The 16,333-nt window shown below is 72.8% G+C and carries 17 protein-coding genes; 10 read left to right on the forward strand and 7 right to left on the reverse strand.

All coding sequences use genetic code 11. The features are described 5' to 3' along the window. The first annotated feature begins 44 nt into the window (after positions 1-44). A complete protein-coding gene (locus tag HNP84_RS01925; protein ID WP_185047551.1) occupies positions 45-1,694 on the forward strand; it encodes a catalase in 1,650 nt (549 codons plus the stop codon). 20 nt (positions 1,695-1,714) lie between these two features. Here HNP84_RS01925 and HNP84_RS01930 read toward each other — a convergent pair whose 3' ends face one another. Continuing rightward, the gene (locus HNP84_RS01930; RefSeq protein WP_185047552.1) at positions 1,715-2,845 is read right to left on the reverse strand and encodes an ArgE/DapE family deacylase; all 1,131 of its coding nucleotides are present in this window, start codon (positions 2,843-2,845) and stop codon (positions 1,715-1,717) included. Beyond that, entirely contained in the window at positions 2,842-3,966 is a 1,125-nt protein-coding gene (locus HNP84_RS01935) for a diaminopropionate ammonia-lyase (RefSeq protein WP_185047553.1), read from the reverse strand. The genes HNP84_RS01930 and HNP84_RS01935 overlap by 4 nt, the downstream gene beginning before the upstream one ends. 68 nt (positions 3,967-4,034) lie before the next feature. Between HNP84_RS01935 and HNP84_RS01940 the strand changes: the two genes are divergently transcribed. The 6 genes from HNP84_RS01940 to HNP84_RS01965 all read left to right on the forward strand — a co-directional run bounded on the left by HNP84_RS01940 (position 4,035) and on the right by HNP84_RS01965 (position 9,012). Then, positions 4,035-4,943 carry a LysR family transcriptional regulator gene (locus HNP84_RS01940; RefSeq protein ID WP_312923409.1) on the forward strand — a complete coding sequence of 303 codons (909 nt, stop codon included), beginning with the start codon at positions 4,035-4,037 and terminating at the stop codon, positions 4,941-4,943. 79 nt (positions 4,944-5,022) lie between these two features. Next, a complete protein-coding gene (locus HNP84_RS01945) occupies positions 5,023-5,841 on the forward strand; it encodes an intradiol ring-cleavage dioxygenase (protein WP_185047554.1) in 819 nt (272 codons plus the stop codon). Positions 5,842-5,906: 65 nt separating this feature from the next. Continuing rightward, entirely contained in the window at positions 5,907-6,446 is a 540-nt protein-coding gene (locus tag HNP84_RS01950; protein ID WP_185047555.1) for a SigE family RNA polymerase sigma factor, read from the forward strand. Next, the gene (locus HNP84_RS01955) at positions 6,443-7,732 is read left to right on the forward strand and encodes a WD40 repeat domain-containing protein (protein ID WP_185047556.1); all 1,290 of its coding nucleotides are present in this window, start codon (positions 6,443-6,445) and stop codon (positions 7,730-7,732) included. Before HNP84_RS01950 ends, HNP84_RS01955 begins: the two co-directional genes overlap by 4 nt. Before the next feature lie 103 nt (positions 7,733-7,835). Further along, the gene (locus HNP84_RS01960) at positions 7,836-8,462 is read left to right on the forward strand and encodes a PadR family transcriptional regulator (protein WP_185047557.1); all 627 of its coding nucleotides are present in this window, start codon (positions 7,836-7,838) and stop codon (positions 8,460-8,462) included. A 154-nt stretch (positions 8,463-8,616) separates the two neighbouring features. Next, positions 8,617-9,012, forward strand: coding sequence for a PPOX class F420-dependent oxidoreductase (locus HNP84_RS01965; RefSeq protein ID WP_185047558.1), 396 nt, complete (start codon positions 8,617-8,619; stop codon positions 9,010-9,012). Here HNP84_RS01965 and HNP84_RS01970 read toward each other — a convergent pair. Together HNP84_RS01970 and HNP84_RS01975 are read right to left on the reverse strand one after the other, a co-directional pair. After that, a complete protein-coding gene (locus tag HNP84_RS01970; protein ID WP_312923412.1) occupies positions 8,991-10,769 on the reverse strand; it encodes a sensor histidine kinase in 1,779 nt (592 codons plus the stop codon). The genes HNP84_RS01965 and HNP84_RS01970 overlap by 22 nt on opposite strands. Before the next feature lies 1 nt (position 10,770). Further along, positions 10,771-11,445: a response regulator transcription factor gene (locus HNP84_RS01975; RefSeq protein ID WP_185047559.1), complete on the reverse strand. Its 675-nt coding sequence runs from the start codon at positions 11,443-11,445 to the stop codon at positions 10,771-10,773. A gap of 135 nt (positions 11,446-11,580) precedes the next feature. Between HNP84_RS01975 and HNP84_RS01980 the strand changes: the two genes are divergently transcribed. Next, a complete protein-coding gene (locus HNP84_RS01980) occupies positions 11,581-12,036 on the forward strand; it encodes a hypothetical protein (protein ID WP_185047560.1) in 456 nt (151 codons plus the stop codon). A gap of 32 nt (positions 12,037-12,068) precedes the next feature. Here the strand turns inward: HNP84_RS01980 and HNP84_RS01985 are convergent, their stop codons facing one another. Both HNP84_RS01985 and HNP84_RS01990 read right to left on the reverse strand, forming a co-directional pair. After that, a complete protein-coding gene (locus HNP84_RS01985; RefSeq protein WP_185047561.1) occupies positions 12,069-13,169 on the reverse strand; it encodes an Rv3169 family protein in 1,101 nt (366 codons plus the stop codon). 122 nt (positions 13,170-13,291) lie between these two features. Continuing rightward, on the reverse strand, positions 13,292-13,789 hold the full coding sequence (locus tag HNP84_RS01990; RefSeq protein ID WP_185047562.1) for a hypothetical protein: 498 nt from the start codon (positions 13,787-13,789) through the stop codon (positions 13,292-13,294). 520 nt (positions 13,790-14,309) lie between these two features. On the opposite strand from HNP84_RS01990, the gene HNP84_RS01995 reads away from it, so the two are divergent. Both HNP84_RS01995 and HNP84_RS02000 read left to right on the forward strand, forming a co-directional pair. Further along, positions 14,310-14,846, forward strand: a complete 537-nt coding sequence (locus HNP84_RS01995; protein WP_185047563.1) for a peptidylprolyl isomerase — start codon at positions 14,310-14,312, stop codon at positions 14,844-14,846. Positions 14,847-15,034: 188 nt separating this feature from the next. Beyond that, complete coding sequence (locus HNP84_RS02000) at positions 15,035-15,919, forward strand: rhomboid family intramembrane serine protease (protein ID WP_185047564.1); 885 nt, start codon at positions 15,035-15,037, stop codon at positions 15,917-15,919. A gap of 37 nt (positions 15,920-15,956) precedes the next feature. Here HNP84_RS02000 and HNP84_RS02005 read toward each other — a convergent pair whose 3' ends face one another. After that, a complete protein-coding gene (locus tag HNP84_RS02005) occupies positions 15,957-16,202 on the reverse strand; it encodes a cell division protein CrgA (RefSeq protein WP_185047565.1) in 246 nt (81 codons plus the stop codon). Between the last annotated feature and the right edge of the window lie 131 nt (positions 16,203-16,333).

A 16,333-nucleotide genomic window follows, 5' to 3' on the forward strand; every position in this document is an offset into this window, starting at 1 on the left:
GGATAGGGAGGGACGGAAGACCGCAAACCGGACAGGGAACCGCTATGACCGACATCTCACGCGGTGGTGCCGAAGGTCGGCGGCCACTGACCAACCGGCAGGGCCACCCCGTATACGACAACCAGAACCAGCGGACCGTCGGCCCCCGCGGCCCCGCGACGCTGGAGAACTACCAGTTCCTGGAGAAGATCTCGCACTTCGACCGGGAGCGCATCCCGGAACGGGTCGTGCACGCGCGCGGCGTCACGACGTACGGGTTCTTCGAGGCGTACGGGCGGGTCGGCGACGAGCCGATCGAGCGTTACACCCGGGCCAAGCTGTTCCAGCAGGCGGGCAAGCGCACCGAGGTGGCCGTGCGCTTCTCCACCGTGATCGGCGGACGCGACTCGGCCGAGACGGCGCGCGACCCGCGCGGGTTCGCGATCAAGTTCTACACCGAGGACGGCAACTGGGACCTCGTGGGCAACAACCTCGCGGTCTTCTTCATCCGGGACGCGATCAAGTTCCCCGACGTCATCCATGCCCTCAAGCCCGACCCGGTGACGTTCCGGCAGGAACCCAACCGGATCTTCGACTTCATGTCGCAGACGCCCGAGAGCATGCACATGCTCGTCAACCTGTTCAGCCCGCGCGGCATCCCCGCCGACTACCGGCACATGCAGGGCTTCGGCGTCAACACCTACAAGTGGGTCAACCAGCAGGGCGAGACCCACCTGGTGAAGTACCACTGGCTGCCCAAGCAGGGCGTGCGCAGCATGACCCAGGCGGACGCGGCGGCCGTGCAGGCGCTCGACCTCGGGCACGCCACCCGCGACCTCATGCAGGCCATCGAGCGCGGCGAGTACCCCGAATGGGAGCTGGTCGTCCAGCTCATGACCGACGACGAGCACACCGAGCTCGACTTCGACCCGCTCGACGACACCAAGGTGTGGCCGGAGAACGACTTCCCGCCGATGCCGGTGGGCCGGCTGGTGCTCAACCGCAACGTGGACAACTTCTTCGCCGAGAACGAGCAGATCTCCTTCGGCACCGGCGTGCTGGTGGACGGGCTGGACTTCTCCGACGACAAGATGCTCGTCGGGCGGACCTTCTCCTACAGCGACACCCAGCGCTACCGGGTGGGGCCCAACTACCTCCAGCTCCCGGTCAACCAGGCCAAGAGCGACATCCGCACCAACCAGCGCGACGGCCAGATGACCTTCTACGTGGACACGGCCGGCGAGAGCCCGCACATCAACTACGAGCCGTCGCTGATCGACGGGCTGCACGAGGCCGAATACCCGACCGTGGACGAGCAGGGGCCGGTGATCAGCGGCCGGCTCACCCGCAAGCGCATCCCGCGTACCAACGACTACAAGCAGGCCGGGCAGCGCTACCTGCTCATGGAGCAGTGGGAGCGCGACGACCTCGTGCACAACTTCGTCGCCAACCTCTCGCAGTGCGACCGGCGCATCCAGGAGCGGATGGTCTGGCACCTGCTGCTGGTCGAGGACGACCTCGGCCTGCGGGTCGGCGAGGGGCTGGGCATCGGCCCGCAGGACGTCGCGCACCTGGAGCCGCTGCCCAAGCAGACCCTCACCGAGGAGGACCGCGCCCGCCTGGCCAACCTGGGCAAGAACGGGCCGCGTGACGTTACCGGGCTGAAGATGACCCACTGCGTGCCCAACGAGCGCGCCGACGTCAAGCCGCACTAGCGGCGGCTCTCGGTACGCGGCTACCCGCAGAAGGTCCTGATCGTGCCGGTCAGGATGGCGGTCAGGTGGTGGAGTGAGGCGGTGTCGGCCCACTCGGTGGCCGAGTGGGCGCCGCCGCCGTCGGCGCCGATCATCAGGCACGGGATGCCGGCCGCGTCGAGGAGGGCGCAGTCGGTCCAGAACGGCTCGGCCCGGATGACCGGGTCGCGGCCCAGGGTGGCGCGCACCTGGTCGGCGACGCAGGCCACGATCGGGGAGGCGGGATCGGCCTCGAACGGCGCCCGCTCCAGGCCGCGTTCCAGCCGGTAGCGGAAGCCGGGCACGGTCGCGGCCAGGCGGTCCAGGATCTCGCGAAGCTCGGTCTCGACCGTGGCGGCCGTCTCGCCGGGCACGGTGCGGCGCTCCAGCGTGATCGTGCACCGGGCGGGGTAGGACGACGCCTCCTCGCCGCCGCTGATCAGGGAGGCGTGCACGGTCCCGGGCCCGAGCCGGGGGTGCGGCGCGAGGCGGGCGCCGTACGCCTCCAGCTCGACCAGGAAGTGGCCCGCCTTGGCGATGGCGTCCACGCCCAGCTCAGGGCGCGACCCGTGCGCGGCGCGGCCCTCGATCGTCACCTCGAACCAGGCGAACCCCTTGTGCGCGAGCGTGAGCTCCAGGTGGCTCGGCTCGGTGACCACGGCCGCGTCGGCGGTGAAGGAGGCCAGCACCTCCTCGGTGCCCAGGCTGCCGTGCTCCTCGTCGGCCACGCACGCCACCAGCACGTCCCCGCGCAGCGGCCCCTCACGTACGGCCCGCGCCGCCGCGGCCATCATGGCGGCGACGCCGGACTTCATGTCGAACGCGCCGCGCCCGAAGATCTTGCCGTCCTCCCGGTACGGCGTCAGCGGCTCGCCGTCGTAGCCGGCCAGCGTGACCGTGTCCACGTGGCCGTTGAGCAGCAGCGAGCGCCCGCCGCCCGTGCCCCGCGCGATCCCGACCACGGACGGGCGGCCCGGGTGCGCCTCCAGGCGGTGCACCTCGAAGCCGTGTGCGACCAGCCAGTCGGCGCAGTACGCGGCGATGCGGGCCTCGCCCGCCCCGCCCGGCACCAGCGCGGGGTTGACCGACTCGATCGCGATCAGGTCGGCGAGCAGATCCACCGGGTCGGTCATCGGGCGCCTTCCGTGACGAGCAGGACGACGGTGGACTCCGGGCCCGCGGCGGTGGCGGCCCGGCGGTCCGGGTCGAGCAGGACGGCGCGCGCCCCGGCGAGGGAGGCCGCGCCGCTGGGGCCCGCCGTCACGCCGAGCGCGGCCAGGTCGCGTACGGCGCGCACGGCCTCGGCGTCGCCGACCGCGACGGCGGCGTCCAGGCCGTCGCGCAGGTAGGGCCAGGCCAGGCTGGACGGGGTGCCGCAGTTCAGCCCGGCCATGACGCTCGTGCCGGTGGGCACGGTGCCGTGCTCGCCCCGGCGCAGCGCGGCCAGCACGCAGGCGGCGCTGCCGGGCTCGACGCCGAGCAGTGTGGGCGGCGGTGGGACGGTCCCCCCGTGGCAGGCGCGGTAGTGGGCGACGGCGGCCTGCGCCAGCGAGCCGACGCCCATCGGCACCGCGACGAGCGCGGCCGGGGCGGCGCCCGCGGCGGCGAGCTGGTCGTCGATCTCGTAGTACAGCGTGGCGTAACCCTCGACGATCCACCGGGGCACGTCCACGTAGCCGGGCCAGGCCGTGTCCTGCACCAGCACCGAGCCCGGCACGGACGCGGCCTCGCCGGCGGCGGCGCGTACGGCCTCGTCGTACGAGCCGGGCACGGTGCCGACCTCGGCCCCCTCGGCGGCGATGGCCCGGACGGCGGCGGGGTCCACGGCGGCCGGGACGAAGATCCGGGCGGGCAGCCCCAGCAGCCGCGCCATGTGCGCGACCGCGCGCCCGTGGTTGCCCTCGGTGGCGGTGACCAGCCGGGTGCCCGCCGGCGTGGCCGCGGCCAGCTCCTCCAGCGTCATGGGCCCGCGGTCGCCGACCAGAGCCCGGTACGCGGCCCAGGACGCGCCGAGGATCTTGAACGCCGGCAGCCCCATGCGGGCGGACTCGTCCTTGACGAAGACCTTGCCGACGCCCAGCTCGGCGGCGAGCGCGGGCATCTCGCGCAACGGCGTGGGCGCGTAGCCGGGCAGGGTGACGTGGAAGGCGGTGGCCTCGCAGGCCGGTCGCCCGCCGGAGATCCAGGCGCGCGCGGCCGGACGGGCGTACCATGCGGCATCTCGGTGGGCACGGGGCGGCGTGGTGGTGAGCACGCATTCACCGTGGCGCACCCGTCGCCCACGGTCCAGCGCGGGTTTTCGAGCGATAATCGTCACAAGATGTGAACGTTGCGGGGGTCGCCGTGCTCGATCTTCACCGGCTCAGACTGCTCAGGGAGCTCAAGCACCGCGGCACTCTCGCCGCGGTGGCCGCGGCCCTGTCCTACAGCCCGTCGGCCATCTCCCAGCAGCTCTCGCTGCTCGAATCCGAGGTCGGCGTGCCGCTGCTCGAACCGGCCGGGCGCCGGGTGCGGCTCACCACCCAGGCCGAGATCCTGGTCGCGCACACCGAGTACCTGCTGGAACGGCTGGAGATGGCCGAGGCCGACATCGCCGGCTCGCTCGCCGAGCTGCGCGGCACGCTGCGGGTGGCCTCGTTCCAGACCGCGATGCTCACGCTGATCCCGGCCACGCTGACCCTGCTGCGCGCCGAGCACCCGCGGCTGCGCGTCGAGGTCACCCAGGCCGAGCCCGACCGGGCCCTGCTCGCGCTCCCCGCCCGCGACCACGACCTGGTGCTGACGGAGGAGTACCCGGGCCACCCCGCGCCCCGGGCGGCCGAGCTGGAGCAGGAGGAGCTCCTCGACGACCCGATGCGGCTGGCCCTGCCCCCGGGCGAGGGCGAGGTGCGCGACCTGTCCGAGCTGGCCGGCCGGGCGTGGATCATGGAGCCCGCGGGTACGCCGGCGCGGCGGTGGGCGGTGGCGCTGTGCCGCGACGCCGGGTTCGAGCCGGACGTCCGCTACGAGTCCACCGACCTGCTGGTGCACCTGCGGCTGGTGGAGCAGGGGCACGCGGTCGCGATGGTGCCCGACCTGGCCTGGGTCAGCTCCGGGCGGCCCACGGCCGAGCTGCGCGAACTGCCCGGCGCGCCCGTGCGGCGCATTCTCACCGCCTGCCGCAAGGGCAGCGGCCGGCATCCCGCGATCCGCGCCTGCCGCTCCGCCCTGAGCCGCGCCGGCCGGAGCTGAGCCCGGCGCGTTCTCAGATCCGGTTCATCCACACCCCATACCTTCCCAAACAGCAGCAATCGGCGACAGGGATGGGCGCATGGGACACGACCACGAAGGGCAGCGGGTGAGCCGGCGTACGGCGCTGGCCGGGATCGGCGCGGTCGGGCTGGGGGCGATCCTGGCCGCCTGCTCCGAGAGCCCGACCGGCGGCAGGACGCCCACGCCGGTCCCGACCACCGGCGGCGGCACGGCCACGATCACCCCGAGGGCCACCGGGCCCGCCGACCTGGCCGCGCTGTTGGAGCAGGCCCGCACCTGCACACTCACGCCCGCGACCACGCAGGGGCCGTACTACTTCGACGCCGGCAAGATCCGCAGTGACATCCGGGAGGACCGCGAGGGCGTCCGGCTCACCCTCGGGATCAAGGTGCAGGACACCGAGACCTGCGCCCCGCTGCGCGACGCGGTGGTGGAGATCTGGCACTGCGACGCGGCCGGGCTCTACTCGGGCGCCGAGTCGCTCTCACGGGGCGGGGGCGGCGGGCCGGGGGACCTCACGCCCTTGGACGACGAGCGCTACCTGCGCGGCGCCCAGGTAACCGGCGAGGACGGGATCGTGCGGTTCACCACGATCTGGCCGGGCTGGTACCCCGGACGCACGGTGCACATCCACGCGATGGTGCACATCAGCGACCAGCGGGTGCTGACCACGCAGGTGATGTTCGACGAGGCGCTGAACACGAAGGTCCTGGCCGCCGCCCCGTACGCGGCGCGCGGCGGGCGCGACACCTTCAACGACGACGACTCCATCTACCAGGACTCCATGCTGCTGAAGCTGGCCGAGGACGGCGACGGCTACCTGGGCGCCATCGTGTTCGCCGCCGACTCCGCCGACTCAGATGGGGGCGGGTCGTAGCGCGAGGCATAGTGTGGCGGTGCCCCGAGCGTCTCACATGCCGACGAACGGCATTGGAGGTGATCGTGGACGCCGCAGCGGAGCGACGATTCCGCGAGTTCGTGTCGGCCAGGTCGCCGGCACTCATGCGCCTCGCCTACCTGCTCACCGGCGGAGACCAGCACGCGGCCGAGGATCTGCTCCAGGCCGCCCTGACCCAGACGGTGGCGAAGTGGCGCACCGTCGAGTCGCCGGAGGCGTACGTGCGGCAGGTCATGTACCGCCAGCAGGTCTCCTGGTGGCGGCTGGCCAGGACGCGCAGGGAGACCGCGATGGCCGAGCCGCCCGAGACGGCCGGTCCGGACGCCACGGCCGGCGCCGACCTGAAGATCGTGGTACGCCGGGCGCTGGCCAGGCTGACCGCCAAGCAGCGCGCGGTGCTGGTGCTGCGGTACTTCGAGGACCTGCCGGAGAGCGAGGTCGCGGCGGTGCTCGGCTGCTCGGTCGGAAACGTGCGCAGCACCGCGCACCGCTCGCTGGCCCGGCTGCGCGAGCTCGCTCCGGAGCTGAGCCGGCTGGAGGAGCCGGGGGCCCCGGCCACGATCCTGGGGGAGGTGCAGACGTGACCATCGACGAGCTGGTCAGGCGGACGATGCGCGAGTGGGCCGGCGAGGCGCACACGCCCGAGGACCTGGCCGCGCGGGTGCTGGCCGGACGCAGGCGCAGGCGGGTACGGCGGGCGGGCGCGGCGCTGGCGGGGGCCGTCGCGGCGGCCGTGGCGGTGGCGGCGGTCGCGGTCGCGACGCCGGTGCTGACCGGTCCCGAGCGCGGCTCCGACAGGAGCGCCGCCACGGCGGACCCGACGACCCGGGCGGGCACCACCGAGGTGCGCGCGCGACCCGGCTCCTCGCCGCCCGACGGCCTGATCGCCGCGGGCAGGGTGGCCGTGTACGCCTACTACGTGTGGCGGCAGAAGGGCGACGACCCGGGCAACGGCGTGACGCGGACCTGGTACCTGTACGACCCGGCCGAGGACGCCTACGACAAGACGCCGTGGGCGACCCTGGACGTCGCGCCGGGCGGGCGGCAGGCGGCGGTGGTCGAGGCGTATCCGGCCTCCAGGGTCGGGCTGCTCACGGTGGAGACCGGCGAGATCCGGTGGGTCGAGGTGGGGCAGGCCGTGGGGGCGGTCCGCTGGTCGCCCGACGGCACCCGGCTGCTGGCCACGACGTACCGGCGTGACCCGGACGGCGGCTACGAGAGCCCGCTGGAGGAGCGGCGGCCGGCGCGCACCGGCTTCGCCCTGATCGACCCGGCCGCGGGCACCTCGCACCGGGTCGCGCTCGAACCGGCCGCGGACGAGCGCAACACCCGTTCCGACCTGGACTGGAGCCGCGACGGGACCCTGGTGCGCGAGCACGGCTCGCGCTTCGACACCCCGTACCGGTTCTACGACCTGGACGGCAAGCAGGTGGCCGCCCCGCCGGACGAGAGCGTCGCCGGTTCCCTGGAGGCCGGGCTGTCCCCCTCCGGGGAGCTGCTCGCGGTCCATCCCCGCGCGGCCGGGCCCGTCGAGACCGCCCGGCCCGTCGAGACGCCGCCGACCGCCGTGCCCACGTCGGCCGAGGAGCAGGCGGTCGCGGCGGTGCGTGACCTGCGCACGGGGGAGGTGACGACGTACACGCCGGTGTCGGGCTACCACATCGAGCAGCTTCTGACCTGGGCCGACGACGGGCACCTGGTGGCCTGGGCGTGCGAGTACGCCGGCGGGAGGAAGGTCTGCGAGGGCGGCGAGTTCCGCAACCGGCTGGTGTTGCTCGGCGCGGACGGCCGGGAGGCGATCCCGCTGAGCGGCTACCGCGAGCACAGCCAGCGCAGCGGCTCCTGGGAGCCGCTGTTCACCCCCCGCTGAGGTCATCCCGCAAGACGAGCCCCACCGTGCCCGTACGGCGCGGTGGGGCTTGTCGGTATACGCGTAATATCGTTATAGTGCGTAATGCAATAAGGAGGTTTGCATGGCGCGGCGGCGATCCGGACCCGACCTGGTCGGGCTGACCGTCCTCGCCCTGCTCTCGGTACGGCCCAGCCACCCCTACGAGCTGCACCGCTTCATCATCGACACGCACAAGGAGTACGTACGGGGGCTCCCCCGCAGCCTCTACCACGCGGTTGACCGGCTGGCCGCCGAGGAGCTGATCGAGCCCGCCGAGACCAGCCGCGAGGGCCGCAGGCCCGAGCGCACGGTCTACCGGATCACCGCCGAGGGCCGGGCCGAGCTGGCCACCCGGCTCACCCGCCTGCTGGAGCAGCCGGGCGACGACTCCGGCGCCTTCGTGGCGGCGATCTCGCTCATCGGCTGCCTGCCGGTGCCCGCCGCCGAGCGCGCCCTGCGCGGCCGGGCGGCGGCGCTGCACGGGCGGGTGGCCGCGCTCGACGCGCACATGCGCGCGCTGGAGGAGAACGGGCTGCCCCGGGTGCTCGCGCTGGAGCTGGAGTGCGAGCGCGCCCTGCGCGCCGCCGAGGCGGAGTGGGTCGGCACCGTGCTGGCCCGCCTCGGCTCCGGCGAGCTGACCTGGCCGGCCTCGCTCAAGTCGGGCCTGCTCGCCTCGCTCGCCGAGGAGGAGAACCCCGCACCTGACTGAGACCGCAGTGAGAAGGGCCCGCCGGGTGCGCCAACACCCGGCGGGCCCTGGACCGGAGCACGACCACCACCGCGAGGCGGCTCGCCCCCCGGACCCGCGAACTCCAAGGATAGGCGGGCCCCGCGCGGACACGACACCGCAAAGGGAGCCGTCCATGTCCGAATCCGCATCCCCTTCGACCGGCGCGCAGGCCGCCGATCCGCTGGCGCCGCTGCGCACCTCCGGCGTCGCGCTGCTAACCAGCTTCCGCCGCGACGGGACCGGCGTCGGCACGCCGGTGGGCATCTCCGTGGGCGACGGCGTCGCCCACTTCACCACCCGCGCCAAGACCTGGAAGGTCAAGCGCATGGCCCGCGACCCGCGCGTCACGCTGGCCCCGTGCACCAAGACCGGCAAGGTGCTCGGCGCGACGGTCGAGGGCACCGCCCGCCGCCTGAGCGACGACGAGGCGCGCATGCTGCGGGGCGGCTTCGCCTACCGCTTCTGGACCCTGGTCTACCGGCTGGTCTACCGGGACGTCCCGGTGAGCTACGAGGTGACCCCGCGATGAGCGCACCGCTCGTCGAGGTCGCCGGGGTCATCGAGGCCCCGGTCGAGCGGGTCGCCGGGATCGTGCTCGACGTACGCCGCAGCGGGCTGGTCCCGGACGGCGCGCTGACCGGCGTGGCCTCCGGGCCGGTGGAGCGCTACCGGCTCGCCGGGCCCGGCCACGGGCTCACCGTGGAGGTGGACCGGGTGCGCAACCTGCTGGCCACGCAGGGCGGCTGGTGGTACCGCGGGGAGTACCGGCTTCTCCCGCACCCCGACGGCACCCGGCTGGTGCACCGGGTCTACAACGTCGCCCGCCGGATGCGCTGGGGCGTGCCGCTCGCCAACCGCTTCTTCCTCGGCTTCCATGCCCGCACCAGGGCCGGGGTCGCCGACCTGCTCGCCCGGCTCTCCCGGGAGCTCGGCTGCCCGGCCCGGCTGGAGTAGCCGGTCTGGGTCCACGTGGAACATCGGCAGCGGGAAAGCGGCCCGGAGCAGGGCGCCCGGCCCGTCGTCCGGCGTGCCGGCGACCTCCAGGGTGCCGTCGTGCAGGGTCGCGATGTCCCGGGCGATGGCCAGGCCGAGCCCGCTGCCGCCGGCGTCGCGGGCGCGGGCCTCGTCCAGGCGGGTGAAGCGGCAGAACACCGACTCGCGGTGCTCGGCCGGGATGCCGGGCCCGTCGTCGCGCACGTCGAGCACCGCCCGGCCGTCCTCGGCCGCGACGCGCACGGTGACCGTGGAGGCGGCGTGCCGTACGGCGTTGTCCACCAGGTTGACGACCAGGCGGGCGAGGTGGCCGTGGGAGCCGTGGACGACCACGTCGGGGGCGATGTCCAGGCGCACCCGCACGTCCTGGCGGGGACGGGCGCGCAGGGCCTCCTCGGCGGCGAGCTGGCCCAGGTCCACCTCCGCACGCGGGATCGGCTCGGCCGCGTCCAGCCGGGCCAGCAGGAGCAGGTCGGCGGTGAGCGACTGCAGGCGCTCCACGTCCACCAGGGCCTCCCGCGCCAGGTCCCGGTCCGGCCCGGTGGCCCCCAGCTCCAGCCTGGTGCGCAGGGTCGCGATCGGGCTGCGCAGCTCGTGCGCGGCGTCGGCGACGAACCGCTTGTGCCGCCCGACCGCCCGCTCCAGGCGGTCCAGGGTGGCGTTCACGGTCAGGGCCAGCTCGGCGATCTCGTCCCGGGCGGCCGGGACCGGGACCCGCCGGTGCAGGTCGCTGGCGGTGATCTCGGCCACCTTGGCCCGGATGGCGGCGACCGGGGCCAGCGCCCGCCCGACCGTGTGCCAGGTCATCGCGGCCACCACCGCGAGCAGGCCGGGGATGCCGGGCAGCAGCAGCTTGTTCAGGGTGGCCAGCGCATCGTAGGAGGGGGCGAGGGAGGACCTGGCCTCCACCGCGAGCGCCGGCTGCCAGGCCGTGCCGGCCGGGAGGGGCAGCGTGGCGGTCACGAACCCGTCCCGCTCGGCGGTAGCGGGGGTGGGGGCCGCCTCGGCGCCGGCCACGACACGCACGTCCGGATCGACGAGGGTGATCGAGCTGACGAGATGAGGGTACGCGGGGGTCGCCGGGTGGGCGGTGCCGGGAGCCATCGTGGTCGCGACCTGCACGGCCGCCTCCGCGCGGCGTACGGCCTCCGCGCCGGCGCTGTCGTGCAGGCTGCCGCGCAGGGCCAGCACCAGCACGAGCGCCGAGACGCCCAGGGCCGCCGCGACCACCAGCGTGGCCGCCACCGTGGCACGCAGCCGCACCGACGCGTGCGAGGGCAGGGGGAGCCGCACGTCAGTTCCCCGCTTCCAGCCGGTAGCCGGCGCCGCGCACCGTGACCAGGGAGTTCCGGCCGAACGGCACGTCGATCTTGCGGCGCAGGGCGCTGATGTAGACCTCCACGATGTTCGGGTCGCCGTCGTAGGCGAAGTCCCACGCCTGGGCCAGCAGCTCGCTCTTGGACACCACCTCGCCCACCCGCCGGGCCAGGCCGTGCAGCACCGCGAACTCCTTGGGCGTCAGCGGGATCTCCACCTCACCGCGGCGGCAGCGCATCCCCGCCGGGTCCACGGTGAGGTCGCCCACGCTGATCGAGACCGGGCGCTCCCGGCCGCCGCGCCGTACCAGGGCGCGCAGCCGCGCCACCAGCACCACGTAGGAGAAGGGCTTGGACAGGTAGTCGTCGGCGCCGGTGTCCAGCGCCTCGGCCTCGTCGTACGCGCCGTCCTTCGCGGTGAGCATCATGATCGGCGTCCAGTTGCCGGCCTCGCGCAGCCGCCGGCACACCGCGTACCCGTTCAGCCTCGGCAGCATCACGTCCAGGACGATCACGTCGTAGTCGTTCTCCGTCGCCATCCACAGCCCGTCGCGGCCGTCGTAGGCGAGGTCCACCGCGAACCCCTCGCCGGCCAGGCCGCTCTTGACCAGATCGGCGAGCCGGCGTTCGTCCTCGACCAGCAGTACACGCATGGCGCAAGACTGCCGCAGCGTACCTAAAGCGAACCTGAAGACGATCTCGGCCGCGTTCAGCCCCGCTTCAGGTGCGCCCCGGCAGGCTCGGCCCCGTTCGGCACATCCATCGCCTTTTTCACAGGAGGACGAGACATGCTCAAGCGACGTGTGGCCGCGGTCGGCGCGGCGGCCGGGTTCCTGCTCATGACCGTGCTGGTCGGCGCGAGCGCGGCCAGCGCCGACCCTTCCCCATCCTGGGCCAAGACGGAGACGGCCGAGATCGTCTGCGTGGACCAGGACGGCAAGAAGGTCGAGCCGTCCGTGACGGTGGCGCTCCCGTCCGGCGAGCACGGCGAACTCGCCAAGGCCGGCGAACTCGCCAAGGCCGTCGAGCCCGGCAAGGCTGTCGAGGCCGGCGAGGCCACGAAGGTCGTCATCGAGGACGGCGAGGCGGTTCCCGACGCCGTCCAGGCGGTCCCCGCCGTCCCGGCGACCCCCGGCGAACCGGGCCGGGCCGGTGAGGTCGAGCCCTCCAAGACCATCCCCACCGACGAGCCCGTCAAGGTCGAGCTCAAGAAGGGCATCGCCTGCGTGGCGGCGAAGAAGTGAACCGGCGCTGAGACCGCGCGGCGGGCCGGGGGTCAGCCTGCGGGGAAGGACGGGTGCGGGCCCAGCGCCCAGTACTCGTACAGGCCATGTCCCACCAGGCCGTCGTACTCGAACCGGCCCACCGCGTCCACCATGCCCCACATGCGCGCCGCGTCCTCGGGGAGCCGGTACGTGACGCCCTGCACCACCGGCTCCGGACCCTGCCACATGCCGTGCCGCCAGTCCTGCTCCAGGCCGTAGCCGGTGCCCACCATGAGGTGCACCGGCAGGATCGGGGTGCAGTGCACGTCGAACGGCTTGCCGCCGGGCGGAGTGAAGGTGATCACGGCCGAGGTGACGTCCCTGGTGCCGGGCGCGTACTCGGGGCGGTACTCGGGACGGCCCAGGTACTCGGTCTCGTAGTCGGTCTCCTCGCGGCCGGTGCCGAACCCCCACACGCGCACCGCCTCCTCCAGCAGCCGCCTGCCCCGGTGGTCCTCCTGGAGGATGCACAGGATCGCGTGGTCCTCGAACTGCATCGGGGCGTAGAGCCAGTAGAAGGTGCCCGGGTCGGTGGCCTGGATGCCGGGCGGCTCGGGCTCGCCCACCGGGCGTACGCCCCAGGAGCGGTCGCGCGTGCCCCACCAGCGGTCGGGGGTGACCTCGAAGCGCCGTTCGCCCACCTGGATGGTCCCGGTCCAGGTGCCGGTCTGCGCCAGGCGTACCGAGTCGAAGATCACTCGTTCCCGGCGGCGCAGGAAGTGCCGCGGCTCCAGCGTCGCCGGGATCGCGCCCTCGAAGGTGAGGTCGAAGGCCAGACCGTGCTCGGTGGGCTCCAGGACCACTCGGAGCCGCCTGAGCCCTTCCAGCACCTCGACCCGGAACGGGCCCACGCGGGTGTCCATGCGGTCGGGGCCCAGCTCGCGCGAGGCTCGTACGACGCGGTGCAGATCGGCGGTCCGTACGCAGGCGAAGGCGTCGGTGACCCCCAGGTTCGGGTACTGGCCGAGGCCGACGATCAGCATCAGCTCGTCGGAGCGGGGGTGGCAGTTGAAGTAGTACCGGTCGTAGAAGTTGCGGTCGGAGGTCGCCACGTGCCGCATGACCTGGGCCGTCTGGTGGATCGGGTGGTCGTCGAGCGGTGACAGCGTCATCGGTGCTCCACAGGTGGGGGTGTGGCACCGGTTCTAACAAGCGCTTGGTGCGGAGTCAACGGGGGCCCGCACGAAAGCGGCCCGCGGTCCATTCGACCGGCGGGCCGCCTCGCGCGAACCGATCAGGACATCTTCTTGGAGATCTCCTCGGCCTGCCGATCCGCGGCCGTTCCCGCCGTCTCGGCCTTCTCGGAAATCCGCTCCCCCGTCTGCTCGGCCTTCTCGCCCATCCACTGGGACGCGTCGGCCGCGCTGTCCCTCATCGTGTCCGTCCACTGCTGGGCGTTCTTGCGGTACATGTAGAAACCCGCGGCGCCCAGCGCGAGGCCGCTCAGCAGGACCAGCATCGGCCACCGCCTCGACCTCACCGGTTTCGGGTCGATCCGCCTCGCGGCGTCGGCCAGCATCGCGCTGACCCGGGGGGCGAGCTGTTCCTCGACCGTGTGCGCCGCCCGGTCCAGCCTGGGCGCGGCCCAGGATCTGGCATTGACGATCCGCTCCGCGGCCATGTCGCGAGCGTCCGAGGCCATCGGCCCGACCCGCTCAGTGGCGTGCGCCATCCGTTCGGTGGCATGCGCCATCTGGGCCTGCATCCGGCCCAGCCACGTCTTCGGTACCATCACCTCGACGCGGCGATTCCTCATACTCAGGGACACGACAACCTCCCCTGTCGTTGGGGCCCCGCATCGACACCTTCCCCCTAGAAAGGGAAACACACGCGTGCTTATGGCGCATGCTCCGCATGCGCGGGGCTTGGGCGCCTCCAGGGTCGTGTCTTCCCTCGTCGGTCGCGAACCCTCCTTCGTCGGGTTCACGCCCTCCTCAGTCCAGACACGACCCGCGCCCAAGCCCCCACAACCCACCTACCTGAACCTGACTCTGGGGCGCCCAGGTGACCCCCTCACCACCCGCCTGCCTCAACTGGGGTGGGGCCCGCCTGGCTGAACTGGGGTGGGGCCCGCCTGGCTGAGCTGGGGTGGGGTGCTCGTGTGGCATCCGCAACCTGGCGAAGGTGCTCGCGGGCCCGCGGTGTGGGTAGGGCGCGTGGGAGGATGACGTGAGCGGTCGAAGGCCGCACTTGTAACACAACCATTACAGCCTGCGCGATCAGGCGAAAATCTCAAAGGGGGCAGCCTCCCCGTGGCTGACAAACTCTTCGCTACGCTCCGCACCAACCACGGCACCATCAAGGTCGAGCTCTTCCCGAACCACGCGCCCAAGACGGTGCGCAACTTCGTGGAGCTGGCCGAGGGCACGCGGGAGTGGACCCACCCCGAGACCGGGGTGAAGAGCACCGACAAGCTCTACAACGGCACGATCTTCCACCGGGTGATCTCCGGCTTCATGATTCAGGGCGGCGACCCGCTGGGCCAGGGCATCGGCGGGCCGGGCTACGAGTTCGACGACGAGATCCACCCCGAGCTGTACTTCAACCGGCCCTACCTGCTCGCCATGGCCAACGCGGGCAAGCGCATGGGCCACGGCACCAACGGCTCGCAGTTCTTCATCACCGTCGTGCCGACCCCGCACCTCAACGGCAAGCACACCATCTTCGGCGAGGTCGTCGAGGGCGCCGACGTCGTGGACCGCATCTCCAAGGTCCCCACCGGCCGCATGGACCGCCCGGTCCAGGACGTGGTGCTCGAAGAGGTCACCATCCAGCGCACCCAGGCGTGACGCCGCCGGGTCCCGGCGCGCCGCGGCACGGCGTGCGCGCCGGGACGGGCCGCACCGCCGACCCGGCCGCGCCCCGGGGCGCGGCCGAGGGGCGTCGCCGGAGCGGCGCGGCATGCGCCGTTGGCGAATAGGCTGTGGGAGGACGACGCACGGGCCGAACGCCCAGCCGAAAGGGCCATGAGCACGCGATGACCACCCAGCCACCCATGCCGCCGGCGCAGCCCGAGCAGCCCGACGCGGGGGCCGTGCCGACCTGCTACCGGCACCCCGACCGCGAGACCTACGTCAAGTGCCAGCGTTGTGAGCGGCCGATCTGCCCCGACTGCATGCGCGAGGCCGCGGTGGGCCACCAGTGCGTCGAGTGCGTGCGCGAGGCCAACCGGGGCGTGCGGCAGGCCCGCGCGGTCTTCGGCGGCGGCCACGTCACCAGCCCCAGGGTCACCTACACCCTGCTGGCCGTGAACATCCTGGCCTACCTCGCCGAGGTCGTCAGCACCGACTGGGTGCTGAACACCTTCGCCATGCAGTCCTACCGCGTCGGCCTGCTGGGCGAGTGGTGGCGGCTGATCACCAGCGCGTTCCTGCACGCTCCGCCCACGGGCGGCGGCTTCGGCCTGACCCACATCCTGTTCAACATGTGGGCGCTGTACGCCGTCGGCCCCGAGCTGGAGCGCCGCCTCGGCGCGCTCCGCTTCGCCGCGCTCTACCTGATCTCCGCGATCGGCGGGTCGATCGGCGTCTACCTGCTGGGCATCAGCGCCGTCGGCGCGTCGGGCGCGATCTACGGCCTGTTCGGCGCGCTGTTCGTGGTCAGCAAGCGGCTCGGCTACGACCCGCGCGGCGTGCTGTGGCTGATCGGCATCAACGTGGTGCTCACCTTCCTACTGCCCGGCATCAGTTGGCAGGGCCACCTCGGCGGGCTGGTGACCGGCTCGCTGGTGGCCGTGGCCTTCGCGTACGCGCCGGAGAAGAACCGCTCGCTGGTGCAGTGGGGCGGCGCGGGCGCGATCCTGGCCGTGCTGGTGCTGCTCGTGGCGGTGTTCCCGCCCTCCCTGTTCCTGGTGGGCGGATAGAGCTTCCCCAGGGTGTGGATAAAGTCTGTGGAAACCACTAACGCCAGCGGGTGGAAAGCACCACACCGAAGATGATGAAAGCGAACCCGACCGCGAGGTTCCAGTTGCCCAGGGAGCTGATCCCGGGCACGTTGGGCGCCACGTAGTACGTCGCGATCCACAGGATGCCGATGATCCACGCCGCCACCATGGTGGGCGCGAGCCAGCGGGGGCTGACCTTGACCTGCTGCGACTTCTGCGGCGGGGTGTAGACCGCCTTCTTGCGAACCTTCGACTTCGGCACGGGGTGACTCCTGGTATGGGCCAGAGGGACCCGGATCGCCCTCTCGGCTCTGTCAGCTAGCGTAATCGCTGTATGCGAAGACCGCTGTAAGGATAGTCGCCGCAGGTGGCCTGTGGCGATCCCACCCGGGT

The organism is Thermocatellispora tengchongensis (assembly GCF_014202315.1).
Taxonomy (GTDB): Bacteria; Actinomycetota; Actinomycetes; order Streptosporangiales; family Streptosporangiaceae; genus Thermocatellispora; species Thermocatellispora tengchongensis.

Excerpts from the sequence above, each read along its gene's own strand:
- HNP84_RS01975 (WP_185047559.1), bottom strand. The coding sequence starts at position 11,445 with ATGCGTGTACTGCTGGTCGAGGACGAACGCCGGCTCGCCGATCTGGTC.
- HNP84_RS01965 (WP_185047558.1), top strand. The coding sequence starts at position 8,617 with ATGTCCGAATCCGCATCCCCTTCGACCGGCGCGCAGGCCGCCGATCCG.
- HNP84_RS01960 (WP_185047557.1), top strand. The coding sequence starts at position 7,836 with ATGGCGCGGCGGCGATCCGGACCCGACCTGGTCGGGCTGACCGTCCTC.
- HNP84_RS02000 (WP_185047564.1), top strand. The coding sequence starts at position 15,035 with ATGACCACCCAGCCACCCATGCCGCCGGCGCAGCCCGAGCAGCCCGAC.
- HNP84_RS01980 (WP_185047560.1), top strand. The coding sequence starts at position 11,581 with ATGCTCAAGCGACGTGTGGCCGCGGTCGGCGCGGCGGCCGGGTTCCTG.
- HNP84_RS01945 (WP_185047554.1), top strand. The coding sequence starts at position 5,023 with ATGGGACACGACCACGAAGGGCAGCGGGTGAGCCGGCGTACGGCGCTG.
- HNP84_RS01990 (WP_185047562.1), bottom strand. The coding sequence starts at position 13,789 with ATGGTACCGAAGACGTGGCTGGGCCGGATGCAGGCCCAGATGGCGCAT.
- HNP84_RS01930 (WP_185047552.1), bottom strand. The coding sequence starts at position 2,845 with ATGACCGACCCGGTGGATCTGCTCGCCGACCTGATCGCGATCGAGTCG.
- HNP84_RS01925 (WP_185047551.1), top strand. The coding sequence starts at position 45 with ATGACCGACATCTCACGCGGTGGTGCCGAAGGTCGGCGGCCACTGACC.
- HNP84_RS01985 (WP_185047561.1), bottom strand. The coding sequence starts at position 13,169 with ATGACGCTGTCACCGCTCGACGACCACCCGATCCACCAGACGGCCCAG.